The organism is Luminiphilus sp. nBUS_07 (assembly GCF_051201685.1).
In the GTDB taxonomy this organism is placed as follows: Bacteria; Pseudomonadota; Gammaproteobacteria; order Pseudomonadales; family Halieaceae; genus Luminiphilus.
In genome coordinates this window covers 3,312,840-3,327,720 of record NZ_CP179213.1, presented here as the reverse complement: position 1 = coordinate 3,327,720, position 14,881 = coordinate 3,312,840, and the positions used below count along the sequence as shown (strand labels likewise).

General features: G+C 52.5%; 9 protein-coding genes. 5 read left to right on the top strand and 4 right to left on the bottom strand.

What is annotated here, in order from left to right; translation table 11 throughout:
* Positions 1-43 precede the first annotated feature (43 nt).
* Together ACMAZB_RS14705 and ACMAZB_RS14700 are read right to left on the bottom strand one after the other, a co-directional pair.
* Positions 44-1,270: a P1 family peptidase gene (locus ACMAZB_RS14705; RefSeq protein ID WP_435218250.1), complete on the bottom strand. Its 1,227-nt coding sequence runs from the start codon at positions 1,268-1,270 to the stop codon at positions 44-46.
* Positions 1,271-1,391: 121 nt separating this feature from the next.
* Complete coding sequence (locus ACMAZB_RS14700) at positions 1,392-2,540, bottom strand: glycine cleavage T C-terminal barrel domain-containing protein (protein ID WP_435218248.1); 1,149 nt, start codon at positions 2,538-2,540, stop codon at positions 1,392-1,394.
* Positions 2,541-2,745: 205 nt separating this feature from the next.
* Here ACMAZB_RS14700 and ACMAZB_RS14695 point away from each other — a divergent pair, with 205 nt between their 5' ends.
* The 5 genes from ACMAZB_RS14695 (at position 2,746) to ACMAZB_RS14675 (ending at position 11,753) form a co-directional block, all read left to right on the top strand.
* Entirely contained in the window at positions 2,746-4,071 is a 1,326-nt protein-coding gene (locus ACMAZB_RS14695; RefSeq protein WP_435213042.1) for a spinster family MFS transporter, read from the top strand.
* Between the two features lie 63 nt (positions 4,072-4,134).
* Positions 4,135-5,376 (top strand): serine hydrolase domain-containing protein, encoded by a 1,242-nt coding sequence (locus tag ACMAZB_RS14690; RefSeq protein ID WP_435218246.1) that lies wholly within the window; start codon positions 4,135-4,137, stop codon positions 5,374-5,376.
* Positions 5,377-5,681: 305 nt separating this feature from the next.
* The gene (locus ACMAZB_RS14685; RefSeq protein ID WP_435218244.1) at positions 5,682-7,505 is read left to right on the top strand and encodes an ATP-binding protein; all 1,824 of its coding nucleotides are present in this window, start codon (positions 5,682-5,684) and stop codon (positions 7,503-7,505) included.
* 167 nt (positions 7,506-7,672) lie between these two features.
* A complete protein-coding gene (locus ACMAZB_RS14680; protein WP_435218242.1) occupies positions 7,673-8,887 on the top strand; it encodes an MFS transporter in 1,215 nt (404 codons plus the stop codon).
* 457 nt (positions 8,888-9,344) lie between these two features.
* Positions 9,345-11,753 carry a TonB-dependent receptor gene (locus ACMAZB_RS14675; RefSeq protein ID WP_435218240.1) on the top strand — a complete coding sequence of 803 codons (2,409 nt, stop codon included), beginning with the start codon at positions 9,345-9,347 and terminating at the stop codon, positions 11,751-11,753.
* 61 nt (positions 11,754-11,814) lie between these two features.
* Here ACMAZB_RS14675 and ACMAZB_RS14670 read toward each other — a convergent pair whose 3' ends face one another.
* Both ACMAZB_RS14670 and ACMAZB_RS14665 read right to left on the bottom strand, forming a co-directional pair.
* Positions 11,815-12,753 carry a hypothetical protein gene (locus ACMAZB_RS14670; protein WP_435213037.1) on the bottom strand — a complete coding sequence of 313 codons (939 nt, stop codon included), beginning with the start codon at positions 12,751-12,753 and terminating at the stop codon, positions 11,815-11,817.
* A complete protein-coding gene (locus ACMAZB_RS14665; RefSeq protein ID WP_435218238.1) occupies positions 12,753-14,750 on the bottom strand; it encodes a tetratricopeptide repeat-containing sulfotransferase family protein in 1,998 nt (665 codons plus the stop codon). The genes ACMAZB_RS14670 and ACMAZB_RS14665 overlap by 1 nt, the downstream gene beginning before the upstream one ends.
* Between the last annotated feature and the right edge of the window lie 131 nt (positions 14,751-14,881).

Here is a 14,881-nt window from a genome sequence, read left to right as displayed (position 1 = left end):
GAGCTGCGAGAAGGGCTGATAGGCTTCCGAGTTCAATGGCTTTTTATTGGGAGAACAGCTTGCGAACCTCGTCGTGGGGCAACCTGTGTACTCTGAGTCCATCAGCTCCCGTCACAGTGTCTGCTGCAACCATGGCGTTGACGATGGCCTCTTCCGTAGCTTGAACCGTTCCACGAAATAATGTGTCGAGTGCGTTGTTGGGAAATTGCTCAACCTTGTTAAATTGATCCTCATTAATGGCCCCGGCATTGCCCGTAGAAAAAGCGAGAAAAATATCACCGGACCCCGGGTTGCTTATAGCACCGAGTCGTCCCAGAGCTAGTGCTGGTCGCTTTGCTAATCGATTTAACTGGTGCGGCAATATCGGTGCATCGGTTGCTACCACAACGATAATTGACCCGTCCCGAGTGGGACTGTCTTTATCTAGGTCAGCACCACTGCAATAAGGGAACCAGGGATTTTGGGGGGTTATCCCGGCGTCGGTGTAGCAATGCTCGCCTACGGGTAGCTTCTCAGAGACCCATTGATCACCCAGACGCAGACTCTTCCCGCCCCAGTTGTAATTGCACTGCACAAGAACACCGACAACATACGACTGGTCTGCCACCGATACGATTCGAGAAGCGGTGCCTATGCCGCCCTTGAATCCATTGCACACCATGCCAGTGCCGCCACCCACAGCACCCTCTAATACCGGCCCAGCGTTAGCTGCTGCAAGCGCGCTAAATACATGAGTGGATTTAACGTGCTGGCCATTAATGTCATTCAGCGCACCATCGTAGGTTTCAGCAACGATCGGTGCGTGCCATAGTGCGGGCCATTGTTGATCAACCATCCAGCCTACGAACGCATCTCGAACGACACCAACACTATGAGTGTTGGTGATTCCTATCGGGCCATCGATTAGACCCCGTTCTTCAAGCCAAGTGGTGCCGGTCATCTCCCCCGAGGCGTTGAGGGTAAACCAGCCGCCGTAAACACCTTCGGTACTGGTTTTTCCCCTAGGGTGAATGACGGTTACCCCTGTGCGGATGGGGCCGACACCGCGTTCTAGTGGGCCTTCGCCGGATATCAGCGTTTTGTGACCTACCTCGACACCCATGACATCGGTGATGCCATTGAGGGGTCCTGGGTCGCCTGCAAATGGAATTCCTAAGGCTCGCGCACGGTCAGGCTCGGCAGCAAGCGGGGTAGCTGAACTCAGAGCCCAAAGTACGGCGGGTAAACTGACGTAGAAGCCTAATCGCCGCTTGTTAAATGGCCTTGGCATAACGGAGCCCTCTTCTTGAAAAAACATCTTCGTGCGAAAGTAACAGATGTGCTCGCGTAAAACTTTTACATCATTAAAGTGAAGTCCCCTGACCAACACTGCGACGGGAATCCAATCTTGCTTACCAAGTGGGTATTTTTTTCTCCGCGGGGAACCAAGGTAAAGCAACGACCTCGGCCTCGCGAATACCCTCGGGCAGATGCAGTTCAATAGCAGTACCGGGTTCGGCATACTCAGTAGGAAGATTGACGAGAGCTATGTTGTGCTTCAGCCGCGGCGAATAAACGCAGCGCGTTAAGTGGCCCGCAATGCGCCCTGTCACACTTACCGGTAAAAAGTGTTCATTAGGTCGCACGGGCTCACCCTGAAAATTAGCGCCTACCAATCGTCGCGATGTGCCCTCCTTCGCTATTTTTTGCAGGGCTGCCTTGCCGATATAGTCAAAGGATTTATCGATATCGAGCAGTCGATCCATGCCTATGGTGAAGGGGTTGTCGGCGATGGTGATATCAGAGCAGTAGGACAAAAGCCCGCCTTCCATGCTGCGCGCTAACGAAGGGCAGGCCGGCTTAATGTCAAACTCTGCGCCCGCCGCCATGCACAAATCCCAAAGCTCAGTGCCTCGCTGGGCATCTTGTAAGATTAGCTCGTACCCCAACTCTCCACTCCAGCCGGTTCGGCTGAGCACTAGTGGGATACCCTGCAAGGTCACCTCTCGAAACTGGTAGTAGCCTAAGTCCGTAGCGATATCACCAAATAACTTGTGCGCCACTCGGGGGGCGAGGGGGCCTTGTAGCTGCAGCGGCGATGCATCGGGCTCGTGCACGGTGACATCAAGATCGCTCATGGCGGCGGCCGCCTTGGCCCAAAGCAGAACGTCGCCATCTCCCGGTGACAGCCAGAATCGATTTTCTTCCAAGCGAAACAGGACCGCGTCGTTAACGATGCCGGCATTTTCGTCAAGGAAGATCACGTAGCGGCAGCGTCCCACCGGGCAATTGTCTATATCTCTGGGTGTTAACAACTGGGTAAAGGCGGCGGCATCGGGGCCACTGATTTCAATTTGCCGCTCCGCGGAAACATCCCAGAGACTGACACCCTCAACAATTGACCAGTATTCCGACAGCGTGTCGCCATAGCTTGAGGGCATATACATGTGATTATAAATCGTAAATACGCCAGCCCCTGCCGCGACAGTCGCATCGTAAAAGGGGGACTTTCGCACTCGTGGCCCCAGTGTAATCAGGGGTGGGTTTCCGGCTGCTTTCATCGTAAGGTACTCCGCCTGCATCTTGATTTTTATTCGGTGGATATTGATCTGCGTGAAAGCGTTTTGTCGATCAAATTTTGAACTGCAGTCAGGTAAAAATGCCGCTTTTAGGCAATAGGCAATAGGCAATAGGCATTAACAATAAAAATCAGCGTGTCTCGGATCCTCACGGATGCGGGGCACCCAGCTAATTACGGGATATTTTATGGCAGATGGTCCAGCCAGCGGCACTTCAAGTCATCAGCAATCCAGCGGTGAACACAACCCCTATAAAACCCCCAAAGCGGCCTATTACGCCTTGGGTACTTTGACCGTGGTGTACAGCTTCAATTTTATCGACCGTCAACTCTTAGCCATTTTGCAGGAGTCCATTAAGGCGGATTTGTTGCTCAGTGATGCACAGCTGGGATTGTTAACCGGGTTCGCTTTTGCGGTGTTTTATGTAACAGCGGGGCTGCCTATTGCAAGCTGGGCCGACCGCAGTAATCGTCGCAATATTGTCTCGCTATCGCTGTTTATCTGGAGCTTCATGACCGCGATTAGCGGTTTCGCTCAAAACTACTGGCAGTTGTTGCTCGCTAGAATTGGTGTTGGGGTTGGTGAGGCCGGTGGCAGCCCCCCCTCGCACTCAATGATTTCTGACATTTTCCCTCCCGAGTCTCGGGCCGGTGCGCTGGGCTTTTACTCGACAGGGGTAAGTTTCGGCATCTTGTTTGGCTTTTTATTTGGCGGCTGGCTTAACGAATATTTCGGCTGGCGGGTCGCGTTTATGATCGTGGGGGTTCCCGGTGTGCTACTCGCACTACTGGTGCGGTTCACCATGGCAGAGCCGATTCGAGGGCTCAATGAAAAGCGCAAAGTTGCAGAGGGTAACGTTTCTATAAAAACTGTTATTGCCTTACTTTGGCAGCGCCGTTCTTTTCGCCACATGGCTATGGGTGCCGCAATGAACGCCTTCGCGGGTTACAGCGTCGCTAACTGGGTGGCGTCTTATATGATTCGCAGCTACCAAATGCCCACCGGGGAGCTGGGTACTTGGCTGGCACTGGTTATTGGTGTCGGTGGTGCTATTGGTGTATTCAGCTCCGGTGTCATTGCTGACCGTCTGGGCAAGCGTGACAAGCGTTGGTACATGTGGATGCCCGCGGTGGCTTGCTTAATTTCCTTGCCCTTTCAGTTTGGTATTTATCTGACCTCTGATCCTTATTTTGCGCTGATGATGCTGATTGTGCCCGGCATACTTGCCAACGCGTATTTGGGCGCAACTATCGCCACTGTGCACGGTTTAGTGGGTTTGAAAATGCGTGCCCTTGCCTCGGCAATTTTGTTTTTCATCCTAAACATCATTGGGCTGGGTGCGGGTCCTTCCTCGGTGGGCTTGCTCAGCGACTTACTTCAGCCTAGCTACGGTGTTGAGTCTCTGCGGTACGCGTTATTTATTTTGGTGCCACTGGCAATCTGTTGGTCCTGTTTTCACTACGTGATGGCGGCTCGCCATGTTCGTGAAGATTTGGCAGCAGCTCCCGATTAAAAGCTAGCGACAGTTACGCAGGCAGCGAAACATTTTATTCACTCAGCTTAAAGGAAAAAAAGCATGGTTCTGAGGGCTCTACCTTGGCTAATCCGGCGCAGTTTCTTCGCACTCATAGTTGCTCTGCTGGCAATGGCAAATTCGGCGTCAGCCGCCAGCAGTTTTTTTTCCGCACTCCTGAGTCAAGTGCAAAGCTTGCGCGTTGGTGTGCAAGGTGAACCAAGTAATGAGCAACCGCCCATAGCCGGACTTGATTTTTCTGAGGTTGACGGTGCCTTTCAGTCTTTTATCGATGACAGTGCGGTTTTTGATGGCATCAGTTACGTTGTGGTTGATGCCAAAGCGACATTGCATACGGAAACGTTTGGCGACCACACTGAAGATCTCGTAGTGATGTTGGCGTCAACCAGCAAAGTGCCTGCGGTAATGACCCTGCTCGCCCTTGATGAGGATTCTAGCGTCTCGTTTTCTGTGGACCAGCCGGTCAGTACGATATTGCCCTACGAGGGCGTTTATACCGACCGGACTATTGTTCAAATGGTTAGCAATACGACAGGTATACCGGGCCTCTCAGCACTTAATAGTTACGGGAATCCATTTGGGCAGACGCTGGAGGACCTCAATCATCTTTGCACCTTTGCCGCCTCCGACTTTGTCGAATTTGAGGCCTGCGGACAGCAGCTATTAACTAACGAGCTTGCGGCGAGTCAGCCCGCGGGGGATAGCTTTGACTATGGTGGCAGCCAATGGCAAGCGGCGGGCGTTACTGCCTCGGTGGCGGCCAATACCACTTGGAATCAGCTGGTCGATCAATACTTGGGGGTGCCCTGTGGCCTCGAGGTGTTTACTTTTGGCAATCCCTGGCAAGAGCTCAATTTAGGTATCTCCAGTTTCAACGGCACCGTTGAGAGCCTGCCGGGACAAAGCAATCCACATATTGGCGGCGGGGCCATCACCAATCTCGCCGATTATGCCAAATTACTTCAGGTACACCTCAACGGTGGTTTCTGTGGCGATCAGCAAGTCCTCAGTCAGACGGCACTCGATCGTATGCGGGTTGATCGAGGCGGTGTGGTATCGATAAACCCTACGCCTTACGGCATGGGTTGGTGGATTTCTTCAGATAATCCCGGTGTATATGACGATCCTGGGGCTTTTGGTGCGATTAGTTTTATTGATGTTGAGCGTGGTATTGGGGGCTACATCGCCATTGATGATTATTCAAGGGAGGATGCCGGCGCACCCGTTGATTTGGTTCGACAAACGATAATTCCACTGATTCAAGCTGTTATTGATAGCCGCTAAGCATCGGGTTACTTTGGTGTGTCCCTTGAGTATGTTCTGGTAGGCTTTGGGCTACTAAACTTTGAGGTGGATAAACATTCGAAAATTAGATGTCCAAGAGTTGCGGACCGGCGACGGTTTCAAGAGGAACAACCTTTGGATTTCTGCTGTGTTTTTCTTCGCGGTACATGCCGCAGGGCTGGCGCTATGAAAGCAGCCCAAATAGGTGCAACCACGAATCTGATGCCGCCGATCACGTTTAATCCTCTGCGGCTGAACACTGCCCGTAGCGGCGTCCAAAGTACCGATAAAAGCGTCGGTGTTTGATGACCGAGGTTACTGACAATGCCCCGGAGTTCAGCGCCGAGATCGCCAGAAATCGCTACCTCGATATTCTGCACCAATTCACTTTACGCCAATCCAGTCTGACCAAATTAGAAGATATTGTTTGGAATATCGCGAAGACAGCGATCGCTGAGTTAGGGTTCGAAGACTGTGTGGTGTACTTACTGGCTGATGATGGGGAGATGCTGAAGCAAGTCGCAGCACACGGCCCCAAAAACCCTGTAGACCGCGAAATATTCCACGAAATAACCATCCCCGTTGGCCAGGGTATCGTTGGGCACGTTGCACAGACGGGTGAGGTGCAGCGCATCGACGATGCCCGCCTTGATCCCCGTTATATTGAAGACGATGATTTTCGGTTGTCTGAACTCGCGGTGCCGATCAGTCATGAGGGCAAAATTATCGGCGTCCTTGATTCAGAGCATCACGCCGCCCATTTTTTTACTGATGAGGATGTTCGTCTTTTCACCACCATAGCCTCATTAGCATCGACACGTATCGATACCGCACTGACGATGGACCGTTTGGAAAAAACCGTCGCACACCTCGAGGAGGCTCGTCGCGCTTTAGAAATACAGGCTAAAGAGCTCGGCGAGGCCCGTGTGGCTGCCGAGGCAGCGTCAGTCGCGAAAACCAATTTTCTTGCCAACATGAGCCACGAGATACGAACGCCGATGACTGCCATTGTCGGCTTTGCCGATCTGTTGGCAAAAGGCGCAAAGGACCCTCACGAACAAGAGCAGTGGCGGGGTCAGCTCACTCAGAACGCTCGCTACCTTCAAGACCTTATCGGTAATGTGCTCGATATGTCTGCGGTGGAGGCGGGAGAAATGTCGCTTAAGTTTGAAGCGATAAAGCTGCTCCCTGTCGTCACTGCTACCGTTGAAAATTTGAAGGTGCGCGCAACAAGCAAAAATGTGGGCTTGGAAACTGTGGTCAGCGGTGCGCTACCCGATGCCGTTATCACGGACCAGCTTAAGTTAAGAGAAATTATCGTTAATCTTCTGAGTAATGCGATCAAATATACTGAGCGGGGCACCATTACTGTGACCCTTTCGGCAGAAGATCGAGGTGCCGAAGCAGTACTGTCTGTGGAGGTGTTAGATACGGGAATTGGCATTGATCCCGCGCAGATGAAAAATCTGTTTCTACCTTTTAGCCGGGTGCACGATACCCACCATAGGGCTGGTATTGAAGGTACTGGACTAGGGTTGGCCCTTTCTCGCCAGATTGCAGGGGCCTTAGAGGGCGATATCGTCGCGGCTTCAAGTCTGGGTGAGGGCTCGAAATTCACGTTGAGTTTACCTGTTGAGATACCGGCAGAAACCCACTGGTCTGAGCATCTTGAGACCAATCCTTTTGCGGTTGACTGGCCTAAGTTTTCAGCAGATCTCTCGGTTCCGGGCACCAAGGAATTGCAGGGCCTGCGCGTTATAGTGTGTGAGGACAGTGCGCCCATAGCAACTTTATTGGAAGTGGTGCTGAGTGCTGCGGGCGCGACAATGACTCACTGCGCCAACGGTCTAGAGGGACTGCGCTGCTTTGAGGAGCAAAATGCATCAGAAGAACCACCTGACCTGATTCTTATGGACATGCAGATGCCGATTATGAACGGCTATGAGGCAGCCCGGCAGATTAAAGTGGTTCGGCAAGATATTCCGATCGTGGCACTGACCGCGTTTGCCCTCGCGGAAGATATTGATCGTTGTATGGCGGCGGGCTGCGATTATTACCTCACCAAGCCGATACAAATCGGCTCGTTCACTGAAGAATTAAGCAGCATCTTTGAGCGTTTTAAAGCGTAAAAATGCGAGTTGTTTAGCAGTGATCGAGTTTAATGTTTACGCCTCCCGGTGTCCTCATACACATACCAGATAGGGCAACGTTGAGTGGTTGGACCACCAGGTTCGAAGCTTTAGTACGGACAAACAAACCATGAACTTTTTACGGTGGACTTCTGAGTTGGCTGAAGATGAATAGAGAATCGCGACGGGAGTTATTGAATCGGGATTTGCTGCTGCTGCTCTGCAGCCAGGTGATCTTTGTTTCAGCGGGGGCGATGACCGTGACCATGGCCGGTATTGTGGGTTCGCGTCTGGCACCGGATGCTGGTCTCGCCACGCTACCCGTGTCGTTCATGGTGCTGGGTACCGCCCTGGCCGCTTTTCCCGCCGCGCAATTTATGCGCCACCTGGGGCGGCGTGCCGGATTTGTCAGTGCTGCACTTATGGCCTTGCTGTCCTGTGCCCTTGGTTACTGGGGCCTCACTCTGGGTTCCTTCAGTCTGTATTGTGCGGGCACCGGCACCCTGGGTATTAGCGTGGCATTTAGCCAACAGTTCCGCTTTGCGGCAACGGAAACTGTGACGCCGGGACAGGCCGGATCTGCGGTGTCATTGCTTCTTCTTGGCAGTGTAGGCGGCGCTATTGTTGGGCCTGAGTTAGTGGCTCGAAGCGAGCAAATAATCCCTGAGGGCGGCTTTGTTGGCGCGCTGTTGGGTGCCGCGGTGCTGTTTGTGCTGGCAGCTTTGCTTTTGAGCCAATTATCACTGCGGGGCGGGGAGCGCACTGCTGAAGTCACGCCTAAACCTGTCGATGTGAGCTTGAGGGGCATTCCGCCACTGGTTTGGCTTGCCGTAGCCGCAGGGGTTGTGGGTCAAGGAGTGATGACCTTTGTCATGACAGCGACACCGGTCTCGATGCACGTCATGGATGGTCACAGTCTGGGTGACACTGCCGGCGTGGTCCGGGCTCACGTATTGGCTATGTATCTTCCATCTTTGGTGTCCGGCTGGCTGATTGCCCGTTTTGGTGCACGATCTTTGCTTGCCGGGGGTATCGTTATTTTTGCGGCGACTATGGCCGCCGCCTTGGCGGGGCAAACGGTATGGCACTACGGGTTGGCGATGGTGCTTCTGGGCGCGGGCTGGAATTTTCTATTTGTAGGGGGCACCACGTTGCTGGTTCAAAGTGCCCATCCCGATGCGCAGCTTCAGCTTCAGGGTTACAACGACACCGCGGTATTTGGCAGTGCGGCGGTTGCAAGCTTTGCCGCTGGGGCAGTCCTTGAATACTTAGGCTGGGAAATGGTGGTAATGAGTACCCTGCTGCCCGTTCTCCTTTTGGCGGCGCTTTGGCTTCGACTGAGATCCGCCCCTTTGCCTAACTATGAGGCATCCAATTCCTAGGCCCAAATCAGCGCAACTGCCCACTTAAACCCGTAGGGCTAACTACGAAATAGGGGGCTTGCCGGACATCTTTGTATTTTACGTTGCTTAACAGCATGTTGATTGTTACTCGGCAAAATAGCCTCAAAGCGCGGTGCCATTTGAGGTTTGACATTGGCTTTGATGAGGCTTCTTCAAAATTCTCCCGGCGCGTACGCTGCAATTAAGGTCCTGATAGCAGTCGCGCTATCTTTAGCTGCATACGAAGTCGTTTTACAGCGCGTCAAAGACTATTAATTTTTACCGTGCAATCCCTCTTGTAACGTTGTAAAACTAGACAGTAGGCCCATGAATCGATGATCTATTGTCGATGCGGTGGCGTCACAGCACCTGTCAGAAAGGCCGTGCAGGCGGCCCTAGGCGCTGCAATTAATGAAAAATACGTTGAAAAACAACGAGATATTTAAGGGACCCAGTCATGACATCTGACTTATCAAAGAAAGACAGTCGTTTTCACCCTTCAGCCATTGCCGCAGGCGTTGCCGCAGCGATAGGTGCAACTGCCCCCGGCATGACCTTTAGTGCGGAATTAGAAGAAGTCGTGGTAACCGCTCGTCAGCGTGCAGAATCTTCGCAAGAGATCCCAATGATGGTGCAATCGCTGTCTGGCGATGAGATTCAGAAGCAGGGCATAACGACCCTTGAGGATTTCTCCCGACAAGTCGCGGGATTGAATATTTCAACCACGACTCCCGGACAGAACACGATTGTTTTCCGAGGAGTGAGCGACGGGGGCGGTTTCCTCGTTGATCCCACGGCAGCGATCTATCTCGATGAGCAACCGATGTCGATGACTTCGATGGCTCCCGACATTTACCCCGTTGACCTTGCGCGTATTGAGGCTTTGGCGGGACCGCAGTCAACACTTTACGGCGCCTCTTCTCAGAGCGGAGCGATTCGTGTCATCACGAACAAACCCGACCCGGATGCCTTTAGCGCTAATATCGGCGCCGGTGTTTCCTCCACGTCAGGCGGTGGCACAGGCTATGAATTAGACGGCGCGGTTAACATTCCTCTGAGCGACTCTGTAGCGATTAGATTGGCGGGTTTCAGTGCCCAAGATGCCGGATTTATTGACAACGTTTTGGGCAACACCGTCGTTGATGATGTCTTTGGTTCAGGTCTAGGTGGTCAGAAAAACAACAGCGCTTATGTTGACGACGATATCAACCAAGTTAATTGGTTAGGGGCTCGCGCATCGATTCGCTGGTTGGTTAACGATAACTGGAGTGTCACAGCAACGGCGAACTATCAGGACCTAGAGTCTGATGGCTTCATGGACTATGACCCCAATGTCGGCGACCTTCAGACCGTTAAATTTGCCAAGGAAACACGAACTGACGAGTGGATGCAGACCAGTTTAGTGATAGAGGGTGATTTAGGCTTTGCTCAGCTGGTTTCGGCAACGTCCTACTACGACCGGGATACGTTTTATGTCCATGACACCCAGTCTTACGCGGCTTACTTTCACTACGCCTTTGGTCTTTACTATGGCTACGCCGCCTATGACTTTGGTCTAGATCCCACCGGCTATTTGATCAACGATCAAGAAAACGAAAGCCTGACGCAGGAAATTCGTTTGGCAGGTAGTACGGATCGTATTAATTGGACGGTCGGTGGCTTTTGGCAGGAGTCCGAGGAATTTTGGGATTTCTATACCTACGTAGACGATTATCGCAACTCGGCTGCCTTTGACTACTGGAGCTCTTACTACCCCGGTATTGCACCGACCGATGCCTGGTGGAACTCTTTCCAAGCGACCGACAGAACTGACAAAGCTGTTTTTGGTGAGATGGATGTTGTTCTGCTTGAGGATCGATTAACGGCCATACTGGGCGGCCGGTGGTACGAAGTTGACCGCGAACTGAGTTATACAGTGGAGCGCCCCGACGCCCGGGTTGATCAGCAGCTACCCAACCGAACCGCTTCGGATGACGGTTTCATTCCCAAATATGGTCTTGAGTTACAGGTGCTCGAAGACGTTATGGTCTACGGCGTTTACTCTGAGGGGTTCCGGGTAGGTGGCACTAACCGCGGCCGTGGCTTGGACCGGGGTGGCCCAACGCTTCCTGTCGATTACCAATCGGACATTCTTGAAAACACCGAGTTCGGTCTGAAGTCTTCGTTCTTCGATGGTCGTGTGGTATTCAACGCGGTCTATTACACGATGAAGTGGAATGACATGCAGATTGAGGTGACCGATCCCAGTAATGCTCTGGGCACTTTCAGTGTGCAAGACGAAAATGGCGAACCGCTGTATGGCAACATTCCCTTCCAGATCGTTGTGGGTAACGTAGGTAACGCTACCGTCAAAGGTCTTGATCTCGAGTTTAAGGCACTGATTACCGACAACCTAGAAGTGGGCTTCAACCTAACCGATATTCAAGATGCTTATGTTGATGGTCAGGAATTCTATGACGAGCCTCGTGCTCAGGGGGGCAAGGTGCCCTCGGGCTTGCAGCCTCGATCAAGCCTGCCGTTGTTCGCCGATACCAGCTATTACCTCTACGCCGACTATTCGGGCATTAATATATTGGGTGGTGAGGCCGGCATACGCTTGCAACACAGTTACGTAGGCGAGTCGTTGAACCAGTTAACTGACGGTTTCACGTCACCCCAGCGTATTCAGGGCGATTACGATATTACTGACGCCATACTCTCTTTTGAGAGCGGCGATTGGCAGGCTCAGCTGCGCTTTAGTAATTTGACCGACGAGCGTGGCATTACCTATCAGGACACCTCTGACTTCGATACGGTATGGGGGGGTAACAGTTCTTCGGTGATACGGCCAAGGAACTACTCACTCACAGTCAGAAAAGCTTTTTAGGTGGTAACCAGTGACATAAAAAAGGGCGCCATAGGCGCCCTTTTTTCTGGGAAGGGTTTTTCTATGGCCAGCGACTGGGCCAGCATTCCAAGCCATGAATGGCGTTGCGAATATCGAGGGTTAAATTAACGGCGGTTAAACGCTTACCCGCTTTGACGTCAATAATAGCAACGGTCGAGGGAGACGAGCCTGCCGCAATCAGTTGGTCATTAATGACGCACAGGCCTCGGCCGAAGCCTTGTCGGGCAATGCGGCTGTCATCGACGCCGCGAGACTCCAGTGTTTCAGAGTCAAATTCTGGCACTGGCACTGCGCTGCCCTCGGCGCTAGGGGATACATAGCGCACTACGTCGGCGCCCGTATCGTTAAACAGCACTCCATCTTCAAAAGGCTGGGCGTTATGACAGCCTTTGGGCAGACTACAAAATTCGCTAACTGTGAGATCGGCAGATAGGGCCAGTAGCGCTTGAGTATTGAGGCCACTGAGATAAATGCCATCCTGATCCACTTTCACCATATTGATGTGGTACGAGTTAGTGAAGGCGGGGCCACCCTGCGCTCTTGGGTCAAAGGCTTGCGCCACCCATTGGCGGCCATCCTTTGAAAAATAGACGCCCCAAACGAACTCTCGTGTGTGCAAATTAAAGGCCAGCAGAGAATCAAAGCCGGTAGAGGTGAGAAATAGCAGGTGATCTCGTCGGCAGATCTCGTGGCAGTGGCGCAAATAGGGGTTTCGGTAAGAACCCACTAGCTGGAAGTCAGGTGTGTAACAAAACAGTTCATCGCTGGCCGCAATCCACAGCTCATCGTCGGTAAATTCGATGCCGCGAAGCCCTCGGTCCCAGCCGCGACCCGAAAAGTCGATATCCCCAGTATTCCAATCTATTTTTTGGTCTACCTGCTGATTATTAAAGTCGATGAGGTAAACGCCGCCATGGCTTTGACCCTTTTCTGAGCCTCGAACGACCGATGTGGCAATAAATTTGGGTAATTTCGGCATCAGTTTTCTAATCTGTCTTCTTCTGGAAGCACGGGGCTTAGGATTTCTTGTAGCTCATTGAGGTGGCTTCCAAAGCGTTTCCAAGTGCCAAGTGCGCCTTTATAAATGGGTTGACGTACTTGCTCTGAACTTGCGGTTCTAACGGCGCGCTCGGTTTCATGAAAATTGACGCAGCCCTCTTCAAAAGGCAGCTCACAAAAGGCAAGAATACGCTTTACCTCTTCCTCGAGATTCTCGACCACATTTTCATACTGAACCCGCAATACTTGACCGGGTAACACGGTATTCCAATGGGACATCATGCGGTCGTACTCGAGGTAAAATTCGCCGAGCTCAAAGAGGTCATAGGTGAATGTTTGTCCCTTGGCGAAGTGCTGTTTGAAAGAACCAAAACAGCTGTCCATTGGGTGGCGCCGGGCATCAATAATTTTTGCGCTGGGCAAAATAGCTTTAATAAAACCCGTGTACGCAAAGTTGTTGGGCATTTTGTCGGTAAAGAAAGGGCGGCTACCTCGGTGTCGCTGGGTCTGCGTCAGGTATTTTTCTCCTAGTTGCGCCAGCTCCTCAGGTGTCATGTCCTCCATACACCCCGGGAAAACTCGCCCGGTTTTAGGCTCTGTAAGCCCTTGGGCAATGACCGAAATGTCGGGTAGTTCGCTGGTACCATCAACCAGAGAGTGGCTGGCAAGAATTTGTTCAAGCAGCGTTGATCCAGAGCGGGGAAGGCCTACGATAAATATCGGGTCGGGCCTTTTGCAGCCATAGTCGCCCTCACGATGCCGGGCAAAAAAGTCATCATCAAAAATCTCGCACATGCGCCGGTGGGCGACCTCGGTCTGGACTGGATCGTAGGCAATGCTATCTCGATGAAGCTGATTAGCCAGGGCGTAGTGCTCAAAGGCGTCGTCGTACTGTTTCTGATCTTCAAACGCCTTGCCCAAGGAGAACGCAAAGTGAACTCGGCAGTCTACCGGCAGTTGCTCGTTAGCCAAGCGGGCTCGCATATCGTCAATTTCGTCGTTATTGAAGCGAAACGTTTTCAGGTTGGAGAGGCTATAGTAGGTTTCGCCAAAATTGGGTCTGAGCTCAATGGCCTGTCGGTACGCTTCAATGCCGCCTTCTTGGTCCCCCACCGTTTTAAGAACGTGGCCAAGCCCAATGTGTGCCCCGGGTATTTTTGGATCGAGAGCAACAGCTTTTTGGTAGGCATCGACGGCGTCTTGGGGTCTGGCAGCCATCGCTAAAGCTGCGCCGTAATAATAGTGAGTCAGGGCGTTATTGGGTTCAATATTGACCGCATCTGAGAGTATCGACACAGCTTCTTCGTAATGATGCAGCTCTTTGAGTACGGTACCTAGGTCGTGCCAAGCGGCGACAAAACGGGGTTTGGTTTCTGTGATACGTTCAAGAATGACCCGCGCGTCGTCATAGCACTTGGCCATGATGGCGATTCTTGCCAGCAGCAGGGCAGCATTTACGTTATCGGGATTTTCACGAACTAGCGCTTGGGTGAGTTTCTCCGACTCCCTAAATTTACCGGCAATAAATAAACGGGTGGCCTCCTCAAGCTTGGCTTGAACCGGCGAGAGGGTTGCCGCTTCCTTAAGCGCAGCATCAGCTTCTTCGACGCGTCCCAGTTTCTGATAGGCGCCGCCCAGCTTGCTGAGCAAAGGCGCGTGGGGAGGGCGCAACTCCCGGGCGCGCTCGAGGTACTGTAGTGCCTCTTCGGGGCGATTAAGGTTTAACAGAACGGTACCCAGATCTTCTTGAGCCTTGGCATTCCCCGGGGTCGTACGCACCGCTCGCTCTAGTAGCACTTCAGCTTCTTCTAGCTGATTACTTTCGGCAAGGAGCCAGCCCAGCAGTGCCACAAAATTAATGTCTCTTGGATTTTCTTCGAGCGCTTGGCGGCAAATAGCTTCCGCCTCTTCTCGGGCGCCGCCTTTGAGGAGCTCGACCGCGCGGTCAAAAATACGTTTTGGGTGTGGCGAAACCATGGCCTAGCAAGCTCCTGAACGGCAGATTGGTGCTGGGAGACAGTGTGCCAGATTTCTGGCTCAGCGGCATGATCTGCGGTTGCTATACGTTCATGTCAGTGCCAGAGTGCCTATGACCTGACTCACCGAAC